Annotated in this window: 16 protein-coding genes and 2 tRNA genes; 5 read left to right on the top strand and 13 right to left on the bottom strand. The window is 41.4% G+C overall.

Going from position 1 to position 16,532, the window contains the following annotated elements; all coding sequences use genetic code 11:
- Positions 1-12: 12 nt before the first annotated feature.
- Both tilS and J4G36_RS17960 read right to left on the bottom strand, forming a co-directional pair.
- Complete coding sequence (tilS, locus tag J4G36_RS17965) at positions 13-1,419, bottom strand: tRNA lysidine(34) synthetase TilS (RefSeq protein ID WP_210471798.1); 1,407 nt, start codon at positions 1,417-1,419, stop codon at positions 13-15.
- 21 nt (positions 1,420-1,440) lie between these two features.
- Entirely contained in the window at positions 1,441-3,840 is a 2,400-nt protein-coding gene (locus tag J4G36_RS17960; RefSeq protein WP_210471797.1) for a SpoIIE family protein phosphatase, read from the bottom strand.
- Between the two features lie 178 nt (positions 3,841-4,018).
- Here J4G36_RS17960 and J4G36_RS17955 point away from each other — a divergent pair.
- Positions 4,019-4,092: transfer RNA gene (locus tag J4G36_RS17955), tRNA-Met, on the top strand.
- 173 nt (positions 4,093-4,265) lie between these two features.
- Positions 4,266-4,337, top strand: a tRNA-Glu gene (locus J4G36_RS17950).
- A gap of 526 nt (positions 4,338-4,863) precedes the next feature.
- Here J4G36_RS17950 and J4G36_RS17945 read toward each other — a convergent pair.
- From J4G36_RS17945 to J4G36_RS17910, 8 genes are all read right to left on the bottom strand, one after another.
- Positions 4,864-5,298: a S1 domain-containing RNA-binding protein gene (locus tag J4G36_RS17945; protein WP_210471796.1), complete on the bottom strand. Its 435-nt coding sequence runs from the start codon at positions 5,296-5,298 to the stop codon at positions 4,864-4,866.
- Between the two features lie 129 nt (positions 5,299-5,427).
- Positions 5,428-5,847, bottom strand: a complete 420-nt coding sequence (locus J4G36_RS17940; RefSeq protein WP_210471795.1) for an FtsB family cell division protein — start codon at positions 5,845-5,847, stop codon at positions 5,428-5,430.
- A 54-nt stretch (positions 5,848-5,901) separates the two neighbouring features.
- The gene (yabQ, locus tag J4G36_RS17935) at positions 5,902-6,369 is read right to left on the bottom strand and encodes a spore cortex biosynthesis protein YabQ (protein WP_210471794.1); all 468 of its coding nucleotides are present in this window, start codon (positions 6,367-6,369) and stop codon (positions 5,902-5,904) included.
- A complete protein-coding gene (gene yabP / locus J4G36_RS17930; RefSeq protein WP_210471793.1) occupies positions 6,366-6,662 on the bottom strand; it encodes a sporulation protein YabP in 297 nt (98 codons plus the stop codon). The genes yabQ and yabP overlap by 4 nt, the downstream gene beginning before the upstream one ends.
- A gap of 88 nt (positions 6,663-6,750) precedes the next feature.
- On the bottom strand, positions 6,751-7,359 hold the full coding sequence (locus J4G36_RS17925; RefSeq protein WP_210471792.1) for a peroxiredoxin family protein: 609 nt from the start codon (positions 7,357-7,359) through the stop codon (positions 6,751-6,753).
- A gap of 19 nt (positions 7,360-7,378) precedes the next feature.
- Positions 7,379-7,636, bottom strand: coding sequence for an RNA-binding S4 domain-containing protein (locus J4G36_RS17920; RefSeq protein ID WP_210471791.1), 258 nt, complete (start codon positions 7,634-7,636; stop codon positions 7,379-7,381).
- Positions 7,633-9,093, bottom strand: coding sequence for a bifunctional methyltransferase/pyrophosphohydrolase YabN (yabN, locus tag J4G36_RS17915; RefSeq protein ID WP_210471790.1), 1,461 nt, complete (start codon positions 9,091-9,093; stop codon positions 7,633-7,635). Before yabN ends, J4G36_RS17920 begins: the two co-directional genes overlap by 4 nt.
- 1 nt (position 9,094) lies before the next feature.
- Positions 9,095-10,669, bottom strand: a complete 1,575-nt coding sequence (locus J4G36_RS17910) for a putative polysaccharide biosynthesis protein (protein WP_246880715.1) — start codon at positions 10,667-10,669, stop codon at positions 9,095-9,097.
- 337 nt (positions 10,670-11,006) lie between these two features.
- Between J4G36_RS17910 and J4G36_RS17905 the strand changes: the two genes are divergently transcribed.
- Entirely contained in the window at positions 11,007-11,195 is a 189-nt protein-coding gene (locus J4G36_RS17905) for a Spo0E family sporulation regulatory protein-aspartic acid phosphatase (protein ID WP_368668808.1), read from the top strand.
- A gap of 54 nt (positions 11,196-11,249) precedes the next feature.
- Here J4G36_RS17905 and J4G36_RS17900 read toward each other — a convergent pair whose 3' ends face one another.
- Together J4G36_RS17900 and J4G36_RS17895 are read right to left on the bottom strand one after the other, a co-directional pair.
- Positions 11,250-13,214: an iron ABC transporter permease gene (locus J4G36_RS17900; RefSeq protein ID WP_210471787.1), complete on the bottom strand. Its 1,965-nt coding sequence runs from the start codon at positions 13,212-13,214 to the stop codon at positions 11,250-11,252.
- Positions 13,214-14,200 (bottom strand): ABC transporter substrate-binding protein, encoded by a 987-nt coding sequence (locus J4G36_RS17895; RefSeq protein ID WP_210471786.1) that lies wholly within the window; start codon positions 14,198-14,200, stop codon positions 13,214-13,216. Before J4G36_RS17895 ends, J4G36_RS17900 begins: the two co-directional genes overlap by 1 nt.
- 190 nt (positions 14,201-14,390) lie before the next feature.
- On the opposite strand from J4G36_RS17895, the gene J4G36_RS17890 reads away from it, so the two are divergent.
- Positions 14,391-15,215, top strand: coding sequence for an ABC transporter ATP-binding protein (locus tag J4G36_RS17890; protein ID WP_210471785.1), 825 nt, complete (start codon positions 14,391-14,393; stop codon positions 15,213-15,215).
- Positions 15,208-15,897: a hypothetical protein gene (locus J4G36_RS17885; protein ID WP_210471784.1), complete on the top strand. Its 690-nt coding sequence runs from the start codon at positions 15,208-15,210 to the stop codon at positions 15,895-15,897. The genes J4G36_RS17890 and J4G36_RS17885 overlap by 8 nt, the downstream gene beginning before the upstream one ends.
- A gap of 46 nt (positions 15,898-15,943) precedes the next feature.
- On the opposite strand, the gene spoVT is transcribed toward J4G36_RS17885, so the two are convergent.
- Entirely contained in the window at positions 15,944-16,480 is a 537-nt protein-coding gene (gene spoVT / locus J4G36_RS17880; protein WP_210471810.1) for a stage V sporulation protein T, read from the bottom strand.
- Positions 16,481-16,532: the final 52 nt, after the last annotated feature.

The raw sequence follows: 16,532 nt of genomic DNA, 5'->3' as shown, positions 1-16,532 counted from the left end.
CTCAGTAATGGCTTAATACTTCCCTAAAATAAATATGTACCGGCTCGTCGTTAGCCTGTTCTTGGAAAACGAGGCGCCGTAACGTAAACCTGGTACTGCACATACATCATCATTATTTGTAACGATAACTGGCAACTCGTCACGTAATGACAACATCACTTTTTCATCGATAAATATCCTTGATAACCGTTTAGGATTTGTCATCCCAGTTAATAACATCCTGTCGCCTTCTTTTCTTTGCCTGACCGAAAGCGGCAATGCATCATCGAGTAAAGTAAAATACCTGATTTCCTTAGCTTGGACAAGTAAATCTGGTCTTGTCTCATCAATCTCCGCCCAATAAATCCAGCCACCATTTAACCAATCCGTTTTCTCACCTTTTGGCATGACTTTTATCATTGCTGAAGCACTTGACAGGTTATCTTCTTTTGCGAAGGTTAACTTGTCGTATTCTCTTACAAACCGATAACCTAATGGGAGATGAATCGAGACGTTTCCATCCTCAGATCCGAGATGATGTAACAACTGGTCGATGAGTGTATATTTATAACGAACGTGGACTTTATAATTATCATAAAGATAATCTAATAGTAGTTTAATCATTCGCCTTTGTAAAGCAGTTGGCATGCTTCCAAATGATTGTTTGCTTATTGTCGGCAGACCCTCTTCCGTAAAACCAATTATCTTGCCTAATTGTTCTTCCGCTGTAGCCCACAGAAATGCCTCATCCTCTTGTAACTTCCCAGCCATTTCGGCAACCCTTTCCGGCACTTTTGGATTTTCACTCATCATATGTGGGATAACGTGTCTTCGAAAACGATTTCGCATATAAGCATCACTATGATTACTAGGGTCTTCGCAAAACCTTAAGTTATTTTCCTTCACGTACGCATAAAGTGCTTCTTTCGTTACTGGTAGAAAGGGACGAATGATCATACCTTGGCCTATTTCCCTTTTCATCGGGATGCCTGAAGGTACAACCCCCTTCGTCATTTGCATTAACACCGTTTCAAGTTGGTCTTCTGCATGATGTCCCGTAGCCAGGACATTATATTCTTTTTCACTCAACATTTTTTCGAATAAATTATACCTTCCCTCACGGCATACCGCTTGCACATTGCCCCCTTCTTCTTCGAGAATTTCAGGCACCGGTACTCGTCCACCGTAAAAAGGGATATTTAGTCGTTTGCAAAGGTCGTTTACAACGTCACCTTCCAAAGCAGATTCATTTCCTCGCAACATATGGTCTACATGAATCGCAGCAACCTCAATAGCCAATTCCTCACGGTGCACCGCAAGAAAGTGAAGAAGTGCAATCGAATCCACGCCTCCTGAACATGCTACGAGGACGCAATCTCTTGCTTTTAAAAGACGTTTCCCTCTTATAAATTGAAGTATTGTATCGTTAAAACTGTCCACCAAGCCACCTACCTTCAGCTTTTATCGAGCAGCAACCTGCGAATAGGGGGTAAAACTCGACCATTCCGGAAGAACGTGATCGATTTTCATAACCAGTACCGTTCGATCGTCTTCAACAGCTCGAAACCGCCTTTCTAATTCATTGACGACTCGATTCGCCACGTCTTCGCAATGCATATTTCCGTATTTCCCAAGTATACCGTAAAGTGCTTTTTCTTGTAACTCGAGTGATACATCTCCTTGAAACATTCCATCGGTCATCATCACTAACATATCGCCCGCCTTTAGTTTTACTTGTTTAGCTTTGACGGAAAATGATGGAAGAAAACCAACCGGGACAGACATACTGTCAATTCTAAAATATTCATTCCCTCGTTTAATATAAGTACTCATAGAACCCGCTTTCCATGCCCACAACTTGCCTTCCTGCAAATCAATCAAAGCAAGATCGATGGTTGCATACATATCATCCAACCCATTTAAGGACATCATATAATGGAGTGTGTGCATGGCAGTTTCAGGATCCATTTTACGATTAAGACATTCCCTCATCAAACGGATTACTTTACGACTTTCCCGATAGGCGTTTATATCCTGCCCCATACCATCGGATAATAGAACGGCCGTTAACCCTTCATGAATTTGAAATACCTCATAGGCATCTCCCGCACGAAATGACTTCTCACCGGATGTCGCAACAATCCCATACTCAAACAAATAGCGGACCGCTGATGTAAGCGTGACGCGAATATGCGTAAACGGTTCATGCTTTACGACAGATTTTTGAACTTGAAAAGGTTCTTCGTATAAGTCTTCTAGAATTGGTAGTATTAATCGTTCCGCAACCATGGTGTCGGTTTCGAAATCAGACTTTGTCTCTGGAAGACTGCAAACAATTTTGCGCGCCCCCCGCTCTTCCGACAAAACATCTATTTGAAAATGTTCAATTCCTTGCCGATCCAATTGTTTCCCCAGTTCCTCCTCCGCTGTAATATGAACAGATAAATCACCTTTAATCTCTTTCATCAATTTATCAAGATGGGTACTTAAATCTCTTAATTGAAGCGCAAGCATTTTTCTCCCGTGTTGCAGTTGTCCGCTTAACAAACGATTGGCTGACGTTTCTTCCAGTTCAACAGTGAGCCCAGTAAAGCGTATGCATTTATACTTAATTTTTTCTTCAACCCGGTGTCGTGCCGATTTTTTTGTTAATGAATAGGATGCTTCCCATTCATTAATCAGCCGCGCCATATCATCATCTTCACTTTCCCAGCATTTCGCATAGCGAAAACAAGAGTTGCAAACTGTTGGGGTTTTCAGCGCTACATTTTCCGGATTGCCATGCCCCAACTCCCGTTCTTCAACTAACGATGACATAAACTCTGCAAACTGTTGAAAATCATTCAGCTGTTCATCAAGTCGTTCAGAAACCCACTCCTGCCTTTTCTTTGAGTTATCAATCACTTCCGGGAACAGTATTTTTTTCAGTGGTTGCGTTTTTTTCTTTGGAATTAACAAAAAGATAACAGTTGCCAAACCAATTGTATAGAAGTGGGTGCTATCAATTGGCAAGGTCAAGTCGTACAAAAAGAAAAAGAGGGAAACGACTCCACCGCCAACAGCAATCCCAAGCTTGCCAAACCGCTTCATCGCACCCGCAAAAAATCCAGTCATACCATATACTGCAATCATTCCGGCGAATGATAACTCCGCGATTCCGATAATCGCAGCAATAATCATCGCCACCGTCGTTGAAAATAAAAGACCACCTGTAGAAGCAGCTAAAAGAATCGTTAAATGAATAAGAACGCCAGCAACTGATATATATCCAAATGCCACACCTTTCATCCCAGTCAGCGCCATAGCTCCAATTACAACTGCAGCACCTAACCGCTCATTCGACCATTGTCCAAAAAAGATACGATTCTCAGGCGGAAATGCAACAAATAAAAAGAATGTCATAAATAAGGCAAGGATCACTTCATAGCCAATCAACAACTGAATATCTAACGGTATTTTACCGGCATACATAATTAACTGCCAGCCGAACTGAACCATTAGAATACAAAGGGCAACAGTTATTTGTATAGACTTCTGAGAAATCCGATGCCGAATAACCGTGGTGAAAAGAATAAGTTGGAACAAATGGATAAACGCTTGTCCAACCCCTAGAAAAGCACTCCCCGCCATCCCTCCGATAAAGACCCAGATCAAATATTTACGAAAGCGCGCAGCCGCCAATGCCCAAACAGGCAAGAAAAATGGTACCGCGGCATCGAACAACACTGCTTGTGCCAAGAAAAACGACCCAAGTAAAAACAAAGTTGCCATCATGATATGCGTTTTCTTTTTCTTGATTTCCCCGATATTCATCCTCACCGTTTGGGTAATCGGTCTTTCAATATTCCCCGTTAACTTCATTTTCCATTCCCCCTATGCCGACGTATGTTTGAGTATACATAGGGAGCGGAAAATAATTTGTCTGTTCGTGGTATCAAAGTTAATAAACTTTTCGACTCTTTCCGAACTATTTTTCTTTTCCACCGAGTCTTGACATTTTTCACTTGGACAAGTAAGATACAAGATGTTGTGAAAAAATGGCGGCGTAGCTCAGCTGGCTAGAGCGTCCGGTTCATACCCGTAAGGTCGTGGGTTCGACTCCCTCCGCCGCCATTAAAGAAAAACAGGCGAACTTAGCCTGATTTTTCTTCCCTATAGATTTCATCAAAACGAAATTTTGATGATTGGGGCATATTTTCGAGGCATCTGTCGAAAATAGTTCTGCCGGAAAGACCTTTCCACACGTGTCTTCCTATAAAAAGACACGCTATTCACTATTCCACCAAGGCCCCTTGGTCAAGCGGTTAAGACACCGCCCTTTCACGGCGGTATCACGGGTTCGAATCCCGTAGGGGTCATTAAAGAAATTTGAAACGCAAAGCGTTTCATAATTTCATCCCAGAAGCACTCATCAAAACAAAGTTTTGATCTCGAGGCATATTTTCGAGGCACCTATCGAAAATAGTTCTGCCGGATAAGAAACTTGAACGCGCACTTTGCGGTCATAGTTTCAACCTAGAGTAACTCGTCAAAATGAATTTTGACACTAAGGCATATTTTCAAGGCTTTTATTGAAAATAGATCTGCCGGAAAAGAAACTTGAACGCGCACTTTGCGGTCATAGTTTCAACCTAGAGTAACTCGTCAAAATGAATTTTGACACTGAGGCATATTTTCAAGGCTTTTATTGAAAATAGATCTGCCGGAAAAACACTAAAGTTTCAATCCAAAAACATATCACAAAAACCTAAAACGCGACTTCCATAAGCAAATGGAAGCCGCGTTGTTTTCATTCTAATGATAACAAAAAGTGGCGTATCAGATAGAATCTAACAGCCACTTACATATATGAATCATTTTTCTTATTGTAAAACAGCTAGCAAGTTACCCTCTTCTTGCACCTCGACCGCCACGTTTAGATTCTGTTGCACGCTTCAAAGTAGAAAGACGTTCTTCACTATCTTTCATGAAACGTGCCATTTTCTGCTCGAAATTTTCCGGACGAACAGCACTTGGGCGTCCTCCACCTGGACGTCCCCCTCCACCTTGGCGTGGGCGTTGCGGACGTTGTGGACGTTCAGATTCTGGTTTTGCTCGTCTAATCGACAATCCAATTTTACCATCTGCTCCAACATTCATCACTTTCACTTCAACCATATCGCCGACTTTAAAATGTTCATTAATGTCCTTAACATAGCTGTCTGCGACTTCACTAATGTGAACAAGGCCTGTTGAACCGTTCGGTAGTTCAACGAACGCTCCAAAATTTGTAATCCCCGTTACCTTACCCTGTAACTTGCTATCTACTTCAATTGACATAAAAAAAATGCTCCTCCTTAAGATTTAAGCGGGCTTCGTAAAAAGCCTTCCAACCATATTCACAAGTCCTGAAAATAAACAATATACTACCTTCTACTATAACCAATAAAAAAAAGAGTGTCAATAAGACTACTCTTTTTCATCTGTTTTCTTTTTATCTTCAACTTTTTTATTTGGCATTGAAAAAATAATTTCATTGTCATCCGATAGGAAATATTCCTGCCTTGCTAATTTGGCGATGTACTCATCGTCTTCTAGTTTTGCAAGTTGATTCATCAGCATTTCCTGTTCGTCTTCTTTTTCTTTTAACGCGGCAAGCATTTCAGTTTTTTCCTGTTCTTTTAACGCCAAAACTTTTCTTTGTTCAAAGAACGAGTGCGTAAAATAACCGAGCATTAAAAGGGCAACAACCGCGAAAACTGTTAATCTACGATACAAACGGACCTTACGTGCTTTCTTCCGATCAACTTTTTGTTGAAGGGATTGGACATATTCCTTATTAATGGACGCGATTGTAGCAGGAGACTTTCTGTTTTGTTTTTGTACCATGCCCAGCACTTCCTTTCTAAATAGAACCCATTCCGATAGTCCATAGATTATATATCATTTCTCTTTACTTTTAAAGAGTTTTCTATGAATTCTATGGAATATTGAAATAAAAGGGTTAATTAGAAAGTCAATAATCCTTATAAAAAGATAAATGATTCGACCAATAATCCTTACTATGCCGCGGCCTATAACCCATAAAGGTTTTATCAATAAAACGAATAGGATTCTACCGAAAAAACGAAATGGTTTATGAAAAAAACTTGTATACAAAAGTAACCCGCTCACTTGGGCAAATGGATCGTAAATACGCCACTCACCGTCCCGGACGATATATAAAATATAGAATGACCCACAACCAACAATTATCCAACCAATCACTTCAAGTACAGCTGCACGCCTTCGTATAATAGACTTTTTCCCAGCGTGCGCCGTACCAGTCCCAATCATATCAATGAATCCCGCCGCCACAATGCCCGTTCCAATCATTGCCAGGAGGCTAAGAAACTGTACGGATAAACTCATCCAAATAATTTATGGAGGAAATTCCGCGATTCTGATTCTTCTTCGTCGTATTGAATAAGGCTAACTGTCCCCTCCAACGTAAGAAGGCCTTTGTCGACGTCAAGGTGTACAATGCGCAACTCCTCCCCGCGTATTTGCAGGAGCCCTTGAGATGTTCGAACGAGAAATTCTTCATGGTCGAAACGGTCGATGGATTTTACCGAGGTTAAGTCCATTCTTTTTCGATTGCGCATTGTGACGACGTGATCACCTGATGGAATTGTATACGTTGGACTGTCTGTTTGAATATGCATATGCTTCCCCCTCTGCTTGTACGTTCACAGCCATCTTATGCAGGGGGATAAAAAAACATGTCAATCTACAGACGACTTATTCAATTTGTTATTGACTATTGTTCACAAGTTCCGTTATTAATTCCTCATCCAATGAACTAATAACTACTTCGGTGATGATTCCTTCTGGATTTATCATATACGTTGTCGGATAGGCCATCACCTGATATAACTTCATCACTTCACCGTCCTCATCCAATAGGACTGGAAATGTAAGGTTGAGGTCGTCGACAAACCCTTCAACTTTTTCTACTTTATCGCCTCCGCCTCTTTCCGTTTTCGTCATATTAATAGCAAGTATTTCTACATTTCCTGAATCTTTATTTTCACCGTAGTAATTCTCCATATACGGCATTTCAACCCTGCAAGGCGGACACCAGGATGCCCAAAAGTTAAGGATCACTGTCTTTCCTTTATAATCGGACAAACTTACCGTTTCTCCGGTTAAAGTCGTTAGTTTGAAGTCCGGCGCTTGCTCATTCTTTTCAAGGCCTGATTCGGTATTTATATTTTCATCCACAACACCGTCGGGAAGATCCTCTATTAATCCGCTTGGGTACTCTTCCATCTCCTTTGAAGAATCTTTAGCGATGAAATTTGTTTTTATCGTTACAACAATCATAGAAACAATGATTAACACCGATATAATCATTCCCATAATTTTAAAGTTCCTCAATTTACTCAACAACCTTTTCCTCTAACAAACTGTACATCGATTCAGCTTCGTCTTTTTTCGTCGTGTTTTTAATCATATTAACTTGTACCGTGACTATTTTTTGCCCGAAACGAATGGCTACTTCATCGCCTTCTTTCACAGTTGATGAAGCTTTCGCGACTTGTCCATTAATTTCTATTCTCCCTTGATCGGCTACTTGTTTCGCCAACGTTCTTCGTCTTATTAACCGAGAAACCTTTAGAAATTTATCTATTCTCATGAATTTTTTCCCTCCTCTTTTGCTAATTGCCAAAATGACTCGAGTTCATCTAATGTGTAGTCCAGAAAATTACCTTTATCGTTTCGCACACTTTTTTCTACAAAGTTGAACCGTGTTTTAAATTTTTGATTTGCATGGATCATTGCTTCCTCCGGTGATAATTTTAAGAACCTTGCAAGATTAACGAGCGTGAAGAGAACGTCGCCAAGCTCATCGGTTTGGCTACTTTTCGTTCCGTTTTTTATCTCCATCCGGAACTCTTGCCATTCTTCTTCAAATTTGTCGAATGCACCGTTTATATCCGGCCAATCAAATCCGACTTTTGCGGCTTCTTTTTGGTAATTCATCGACGTTAACAACGATGAAGAATAGCTTTTTTGATTGTCTAACAATGATTCCGGCTGGGGTTTCTCTCGTTTTTTAATTTCCTGCCAGTTTTGAAGCACTTCCTCGGAGTTTACAACACGTTCATCTCCAAAAACATGGGGATGGCGGCGAATCATTTTCGAGCCGATTGCTTGAAGGACATCTTCCATTGCAAAATAGCCGTCATCTTCTCCGATTTGCGCATGAAGAAAGACTTGTAGTAAAACATCTCCAAGTTCTTCAATAACAGCTTCATCATCTTCCTCGTTAATCGCTTCTAGAAGTTCATGCGCTTCTTCAATTAAAAACTTTTTTAACGATTCATGGGTTTGTTCACGGTCCCATGGGCACCCATCAGGCGCACGGAGCTTGGCTATAATCTCCCTAAATGTCGACCATTCTTTCAACCTTTTTTCCATTTCGGCTACAGGTGGTACATAAACCGTGGTTAAATTGTCGATTTCAGTTACCCGATCCAATTCAAATAATGGCACGGTTCTCAGTTTTTCATTAACAGAACCTGCTGCTGTGACAATTGTTATCAGGTGTTCATAGTCGTATTTTTCCATAAGTGACAATTTAACTTCTGACGCGATGAATGCATCATACACTTGCCCAATGAGAATATGTTGCGACATGTTCACCTCATCACGTTTCATATCCGTGCCGTCCAAAAGTTGAAAGCCTTCGATTGGGTCAATCCGAAGGGCTGCGAAAATTGGATCTAGAAAGCTGTTTCCTCCTGCAATATCAAGTTTGACTATGCCTTGTCGTTCTTTCTCCACAAGTAGTTGGATGGTTTTTTCCGCTACAAGCGGATGTCCCGGTACCACATAGGTCACTGGGTGCTCTATACATAACTGAAGTAGTTTTTCAACAATTTCTTCGTAGACAAGTTGAAAAGAGTCATGCTTTTCATAAACATTATCAAAACTAAATATCTCAATTCCATCAGCTTTCAATTCCGTTACAGCAGGATGTTGATCAGTCCGCGCGATGATAAAATTTGCTTTCTTTAATTTTCGATAGGTTCCTAAAGATAATTGATCAAGATCACCGGCGCCGAGGCCGATTATTGTTAATGGGTGCATGTTATTCACCTTTTCTTTTAGTTAGTCGTAATTGCAATGTAGCTAAACGTTTTCCAAACGGCAGAAGATACCATTCTCTCTCATCCATTATACGTGATTTCATAACCACTAGGAGGAAAACAGCTGCGCCAGACCCAACAGATGTGAGCGCAATAATCGTTGAGCTAAGCCGACTTGGTAATCCATCAAATATATACGAATCTGCCAGTATCATCCAGGGTAACACAACCACTATCATGAGCACAGTTGCGACGATGACCCAGCCATAGAAACGAACAGGAGCAATTCGGATTGGCCAGACTTTTTTAAAATAAAGAACAAGTCCTAGTGTAATTAATGCAAAACCGATATTTCCAGCAATCGCCGCCCCGTTAATATCGTAAAGTGGAACGAGAATGAGGTTGGATATCACTTTCACAATAAGCCCACCGATTAGAAGGAGAGCGGGCACTTTAACTTTCCCCGTACCTTGAAGCATCGCAGTCAACGGCAGAATGAGGGAAAGCCAAAAAATTTGAACAGCAAAAATGATCAACGCAACGGACCCTGTACGAGTCTCAAATAGCATTTCATTCACAAATGGAAGGACAAGTGCTAACCCCGCTGTGGCTGCCCAACCAAATAAAAAAGCCGTTCGGAAAGTGAGCCGGATAAACGGCAACGCCCCTTTCCCCTTATTTTTCGTCGTGTGGTGTGCGATGAGGGGTACAATCGCTAGTGACAGGGTCGATGCTATCAAAATCCCCATTTGCACGAGAGGTTGTCCACGATCATAAACCCCTTTGGTCTCCATAGCTGTCTCTTCCAAGAAACCATTCGATAACAAGATTTGAAAAACTGTAAACGAATCGACAAGCTGAAATAACAGCAAAATTAGTGAACTTGCGCTGACGCTCAAACTGATTATGGTTAATTCCTTGATGACTGGCCAAGTGTCAACTTTTTCTAAAGGGCCTTTGAATGTTCTTTGGAAATAAAGCGCAAGAATGACGACCCCAGCGAATTCTCCGACAACTGCACCCCACATGGCGATTTCACCCGCTGTATATAAGGAAGCCCCTGCGCGTACGGCAATCCATGTGCCCAAAAGTATCACGACGACACGGAATGCCTGCTCACCGACTCCAGATACAGCAACAGGCACCATCCGGCCTTCCGATTGAAACGATCCTTTAAGAACCGCCAAAGCCGGCATTAAGAGAACGATATAAGCGCCTGCACGAAGAAGAGATACGAGTTGTGGGTCGCCCATTGAACGGGCGAAGAACGGAGCGAATACAGTTAATAGTATAAAAAATGATATCGATAAAAATAGTAAATAAGTAAATGCAATCCGCATCTTCGCTCTTGATTGGCCGTAATTTTTACTTTCGGCAAGTAGTTTAGACACGGCCACCGAAAATCCGTATGATGTCCAGACGATAAAAATCCCGATAAATGGATATACTTGCTGGTAAATGTAAAACCCTTTATCACCGACAAGGTTTTGAAACGGTACCCTGTAAACAGCACCGAGCAACTTGACGATGATTGCAGATACCGTAAGAATCGATGCGCCTTTCATGAACGTTTTCATATTCCAGGTTGTTGAAGACATGCATCGCGCCTCTTTCCTATGTAATGCATATAGTATATCATCATCCGAAATTGGAGAGAAATTCCTAAAGCGAAGAGGTGAAATAAAGATTTCACGAAATTATATAATTTTATAGGTTTATATTTTTAGGAAACGGGAAAATCATTATTAGTTCGATTTTCACTCGGTTTTCACTTTAAATTATACCTTTACTCCTAACAATTATGACAAATTTGTTACAATTTATATTTTGTACATGCTTCGACATTTTTTTCAATAAAGCTATTATATGATGGAAATTGTGTGTGTCAAAAAACTACTATTAATTTAATGAGAAATGCATAATAATTATATGGAGGAAAGAGGAGCTATGAGAAAAAAAATACTTTTAGGCAGAATTAAATTGAAACAAAGAGATATGTATATGAAAGCAGAAAATCTTGGCTTTACTCATCCTAGCGTCATCAGATGCAGCCAAGAGTTGGATACTTTGTTAAATAGGTACCAGGGATTAACAGCGATGTAAGCACGAATTTTATACAAATGAAAAGAGAGCGCATATAATTATGCAGCTCTCTTTTCATTTCATTTTACGGAGCAAATAAAGCAAGTACGGCGTACCGATTAGCGCAACAATCAAACCACTCGGAATATCTTTCGGCGCAATAACAATTCGCCCGACGAAATCTGCAGTAACGAGCAGCAATCCCCCTAATAATCCAGAAACAATTATAAGTGGCAGATGACGAAATCCAACTAGTCGACGTGCGATATGCGGTGCAACAAGCCCCACAAAACCAATAGTTCCTACAATAGAAACGGCCGCTGTACTTATTGCAACGCCAATAACCAACGCCCAAACACGGGTTGTTTTTACGGATAATCCCAGTCCTGATGCGACATCATCCCCAAAAGTCAATGTGTCTAAGCTACGCGTCAAATAAATTGCAGGTCCTATGAACAATGTAAATAACAATACTGCGAGTTGAACATCGTCCCAACCTTTTGCATAGGTGCTTCCTGATAGCCAAACGAGTGCAGCCGCAACAGCAAGTTTTGCTTTCACGACAAACACTTGTGTCGCAGCCGATCCGAATGCAGAAATTGCAATCCCCATTAATGCAACGAGCATCGGTTGAAAATTATTCTTCCAAGAAGTCCCCAAAATGATCCCTAAAGCTATGGTCGCACCGAGGACTGCGCCAAGTGGCATGTATTGAACCGGAAGTGCAGGAAATAACACAAGAAGCATCATTGCGCCCGCGCCGCCCATCGATGTCACCCCTAAGATACTGGCATCTGCCAACGGATTCCGTAAGACCCCTTGCAATAAAACACCTGCAACTGCAAGCATAACGCCAATGATAAACGCCGTTAACACTCGCGGAACCCGATAATTCCAAATGACAGGTTTCAACCATTCAAATGTCCAAGCGGCACCGTTAAATGATAAAGCGAATGACATCACAACAATAAGAAGTACAACAACAACAGTTACAACAATAGGAAGTCTCACGGGCTTTAGCGTTCCGCCCATTTGACGATCCCCCCGGCTATGCGTTTTCGCAGTTTTCCACGCCAAGTACAATAACCAAGGTCCGCCAATCAAAGCAGTCATCGCTCCGACCGGAACTTCTTGCCCGGGTTGAATTAAGCGTCCTAACACCTCCGCCCCAATCAACATGACACTTCCCCACAAAAATGATTGCAGGAAAATTTGAAAGTGGCCGCGAACGCCAAGCATCCGAACGATATGAGGTGCCATTAAACCAACAAAACCAATTGGACCGACAACACTTACCGTTGCAGCTGCAAGGACAATTGCGACAGCCCATGCCAACAACTTAACGAAGCGGACATTTTGACCGAGTGACGATGCGATATCCTCACCTAGCGATAACGTGTCCATAGGTTTGGATAAAATTAACGCTATGATGAAAAATATCCCGATAATCGGTCCCGCAAATGACACGCCGTCCCAATTCAACTGGACAAGCGTCCCCGAGCCCCATAAAAATAATCCGTTTGTTTGGTTCTCAAATAATAATTGCAACGATCCGGTTAATGATGCAAACAATAACGAAATAATCATTCCCGTCAGTGCTACGCGTACCGGTTCCATCTGTTTTCCTGCGAGTAGCACAACAAGAACTGAGGATAATACAGCACCCGCTAATGCGACAATGAACGGAAAATTCCCAAGAACTGTGGGAAAAAAGATCATAGAAATTACCACGAAGAAATACGCGCCCGCATTTATGCCAAGCGTACTAGCGGATGCTAACGGATTATTCGTCAACGTCTGTAAGACGGCACCCGCGACCGCTAGAGCGCCGCCCGCCAATATCCCAATGACTAAGCGCGGGAGGCGTAAAGAAAGGACTATGTCTTGCACGCGCCCTTCTATCCATACTTCTTTAACCAATTGCGAAACCGTGTAATCTGCTTGCCCTTGCGTTAAGTGAATAAATGAAAGCAGGGTCAACAGAAAAAAACCGACAACCATAATATAAAAGGATCTTTTTCCTCCTGCTGTTTTGACCATTATTTTGTTACCATTGCATCCACAATTTTATTCAATAATGTTTCAGCTGAAAGAGGCCCGCCGTATAGCCAAGTATCTCCACCGAGATTAAATAAGCGATCTTCTTTTACGAAATTCAAGTTTTTCCAAACGGCATTCTCTTTTAGTTGGTTTTCATAAATATTATCTTCGTCTTGAACAGTGTATAAATAGTTCGCATCTTCGTATTTTGTTAATCCTTCAACATTAAACGTGCTGGATCCGAACATTTCATATTGATCGGGTACATGGACGTTTTTCAAGCCGATTTTTTCAACGATTTGCGAAGCCATTGAGTTCGGTGTCAACACGCAAATTTCTGGTGCCTGAGGACCGGTATATGCATTCGTCAATACAATATCTTTCGTTTTCAAATCTGTGTTTTCGATTTTCTCTTTTGCTTCTTCATATTTTGCGTTAAGGTCAGCGAGTACTTTATTGGCTTCATCCGTTTTACCTACCGCTTTTGCAATTTCATTAAATGTATCAATCATCTCTTGGTAATGGTCAACACTTTCATCCTCTGGATATGGATTGAAAATAACTGTCGGTGCGATTCCTTCTAACTCTTTAAGCATGCCTTCATGACGGAATTTTACGCCGATTATCAAATCTGGTTCAAGCGCGGCAATCGCTTCCAAGTTCGGCTCTTGACGTCCCCCGACATCTGTTACATCATCGTTTAGTTTGGCATCGATATTCACCCAGTTGTGATACTCCTCGATGTCTGCAACCCCGACAGGTTGAATACCAACCGCCAATAAATCTTCAACATATGTCCATTCAAGCGCAACAACTTTTATTGCAGGTTTATCAAGCGTCACTTCACCGTTAATATCCGTGATTGTTACACTTTCTTCTGCATTCAGATTCGTTGATGTTTTACTCTCTTCTTTATTTGAAGAACAAGCGACTAAAAGCACTGCTGCTAGCGCTAAGATAAATAAAGATTTCAATGTCGGCTTCATATCAAACACTCCTCTAGTTAATATAGGTGATAATCATTATCAATTAGTAGTGTAAACTTTTCTGGGTAGCTTTGTAAAGGTTAATTCAAAAATAATGATTATCATTCTCAATTGAGTGAGAATATGATATGCTTATTATTAATTGAGTATAAAATTCGTTTAGATTCACTATAGATATGGAGGCATTCCTATGCACACTTCAATAAAAACTGATAATCTATCAATCGGTTATCAAGATCATCTGCTCTTCGAAAATTTGAATTTGTCGATTCCGCAGGGCGAAATTACTGTCTTCGTCGGTAGTAATGGGTGCGGTAAATCGACACTGCTCCGTTCAATCGCCCGACTTTTGAAACCTGTAGATGGCTCTGTTTTACTTGAAGGGAAGGATATACACTCGATGTCCTCTCGTAATGTCGCAAAAAAGATGGGGATTCTTCCGCAGGGTCCGGTGTCACCAGAAGGGCTTACTGTCCATGACCTTGTGAAACAAGGACGTTATCCACACCAATCATGGCTTACAAGATGGACAGAAGAAGATACGAAAAAAACCGAAGCCGCTATGGCCGCGACGCGCATTAGTGAGCTCCGCGAACAAGCACTTGACACGTTATCGGGCGGCCAACGTCAGCGCGCATGGATTGCGATGACACTTGCTCAAGATACCGACGTCATCTTGCTTGATGAACCAACAACTTATCTAGACATGACTCACCAAATAGAAATCTTAGATTTGCTGTTTGAGTTAAACGAACAAAAGAACCGAACAATTGTCATGGTATTGCACGATTTAAATTTAGCGTCTCGATATGCGCATAATATCGTTGCCATAAAAGATGGCGGTGTGTACGCACAAGGAAAACCCGAAGACATTATTAATTGTGATTTAGTGCGTGCTGTCTTCGGGATGGAGTGCCAAGTTTCGACTGACCCACTCTTCGGTACACCGCACTGCGTTCCTTATGGTCGCGGTCGATGCATCATACCCGAGCTGAGGAAGAATACAGGTGCTTAAGTTAACTGTGAAACAACTAAATGACCTTGAACGGTTCAATGTCTATGTAGACGCACAAGAAGACAAATTTTCATCGGCTGTTGATGTGTTATCCGATTCGGGGAGCCGGTTACTGTTTGAGATAATCCACGGCATAACTGAAGCTCCTACAAATGCAGTGGCCGCATCTATTTATTTGAGAAGGTATGGTTTCTTCATCGCTGCTCAACTGCATGTAATGAGCGAACATAATCTGATTTGGACTGGTGAATTGGAAGGTATTTCATTATTCACGAATAATGATACGATATTATTTTCAATTCCATCCGATGGATTTAGAATCGTGCAAAATCAAGGATCGGATATACGCTTCATTTTAGAAAAGTACGGCCATCCCGTCGTTACCTATTTTAGTAAGCACGCGAAGATTTCAAAGTTGATACTATGGGAAAATATATGGGGCTATGTCTTATGGATGTATTCGATGCTACTGAAGGAAAATTCGCCGTCAGCCCAGTATGACTTAGCTGTATTATTGGCGGATGAAACATGGAAGCCCGCTATGCGTCGATCTCCGTTTAAGCAATTTATAAAAAGTCAAGAAGCGCTAGACGCCATGGCCAACTATAAACGGACGACTTGTTGCTTATATAAAGAATTACCAAATACTGAACAATGTCCTTACTGTCCATTAGTAAAATAAAACAGCCGGCATGAACCATTACTTCTAGGTTCTTGTCGGCTGTTTTTTATTGTTCCATTTGTTTTGCTAAAAAATGGGCGGCTGTTTCTGCTGCCTTTTGTTCAGGTTCCCCGATAAAGTGAACTTTGGATAGTAAATAAACTGCTCCAATCATATCTCCGCCCGAGATAATTGGCGCTATGCAGTAAGACTTTATCTGCTCAATTTGACCAGGTACCCACTCAACAGATTTTTCAAGTTTTTCTGTTACTATTTTTCGATTGGCAATAATCTCTTCTGCACTAGGCGATAATTGCCGGTTTAGGTAATCCTTTTTCGATAGGCCAGATACCGCAATCATTTCGTCGCGGTCGCTAATAAGTGCCGGTGTTCCAAGTGTTTCATAAAGCGTCTCCGCATACTCTTTGGCAAACTGCCCCAACTCAGATATCGGGGAGTACTTTTTCAAAATCACTTCTCCATCTCGATCTGTAAATATTTCCAGCGGATCTCCTTCCCGAATTCGAAGCGTTCTTCGGATTTCCTTTGGAATAACTACTCTTCCTAAATCATCAATTCTTCGAACGATGCCGGTTGCTTTCATCATGATGCCTCGCTTTCCACAAAATTGACACTTCTCATTATTACGATATTAG

The sequence above is a fragment of the Sporosarcina sp. 6E9 genome (assembly GCF_017921835.1).
In the GTDB taxonomy this organism is placed as follows: Bacteria; Bacillota; Bacilli; order Bacillales_A; family Planococcaceae; genus Sporosarcina.
Note: the sequence above shows the minus strand (reverse complement) of the source record. Positions and strands in the feature narration are given on the sequence as shown.

Bases quoted from the DNA above. Each gene is read 5' to 3' on its own strand.
- J4G36_RS17960 (WP_210471797.1), bottom strand. From the start codon at position 3,840: ATGAAGTTAACGGGGAATATTGAAAGACCGATTACCCAAACGGTGAGG.
- J4G36_RS17945 (WP_210471796.1), bottom strand. From the start codon at position 5,298: ATGTCAATTGAAGTAGATAGCAAGTTACAGGGTAAGGTAACGGGGATT.
- J4G36_RS17940 (WP_210471795.1), bottom strand. From the start codon at position 5,847: ATGGTACAAAAACAAAACAGAAAGTCTCCTGCTACAATCGCGTCCATT.
- yabQ (WP_210471794.1), bottom strand. From the start codon at position 6,369: ATGAGTTTATCCGTACAGTTTCTTAGCCTCCTGGCAATGATTGGAACG.
- yabP (WP_210471793.1), bottom strand. From the start codon at position 6,662: ATGCATATTCAAACAGACAGTCCAACGTATACAATTCCATCAGGTGAT.
- J4G36_RS17925 (WP_210471792.1), bottom strand. From the start codon at position 7,359: ATGGGAATGATTATATCGGTGTTAATCATTGTTTCTATGATTGTTGTA.
- J4G36_RS17920 (WP_210471791.1), bottom strand. From the start codon at position 7,636: ATGAGAATAGATAAATTTCTAAAGGTTTCTCGGTTAATAAGACGAAGA.
- yabN (WP_210471790.1), bottom strand. From the start codon at position 9,093: ATGCACCCATTAACAATAATCGGCCTCGGCGCCGGTGATCTTGATCAA.
- J4G36_RS17910 (WP_246880715.1), bottom strand. From the start codon at position 10,669: ATGAAAACGTTCATGAAAGGCGCATCGATTCTTACGGTATCTGCAATC.
- J4G36_RS17905 (WP_368668808.1), top strand. From the start codon at position 11,007: ATGCATAATAATTATATGGAGGAAAGAGGAGCTATGAGAAAAAAAATA.
- J4G36_RS17900 (WP_210471787.1), bottom strand. From the start codon at position 13,214: ATGGTCAAAACAGCAGGAGGAAAAAGATCCTTTTATATTATGGTTGTC.
- J4G36_RS17895 (WP_210471786.1), bottom strand. From the start codon at position 14,200: ATGAAGCCGACATTGAAATCTTTATTTATCTTAGCGCTAGCAGCAGTG.
- J4G36_RS17890 (WP_210471785.1), top strand. From the start codon at position 14,391: ATGCACACTTCAATAAAAACTGATAATCTATCAATCGGTTATCAAGAT.
- spoVT (WP_210471810.1), bottom strand. From the start codon at position 16,480: ATGAAAGCAACCGGCATCGTTCGAAGAATTGATGATTTAGGAAGAGTA.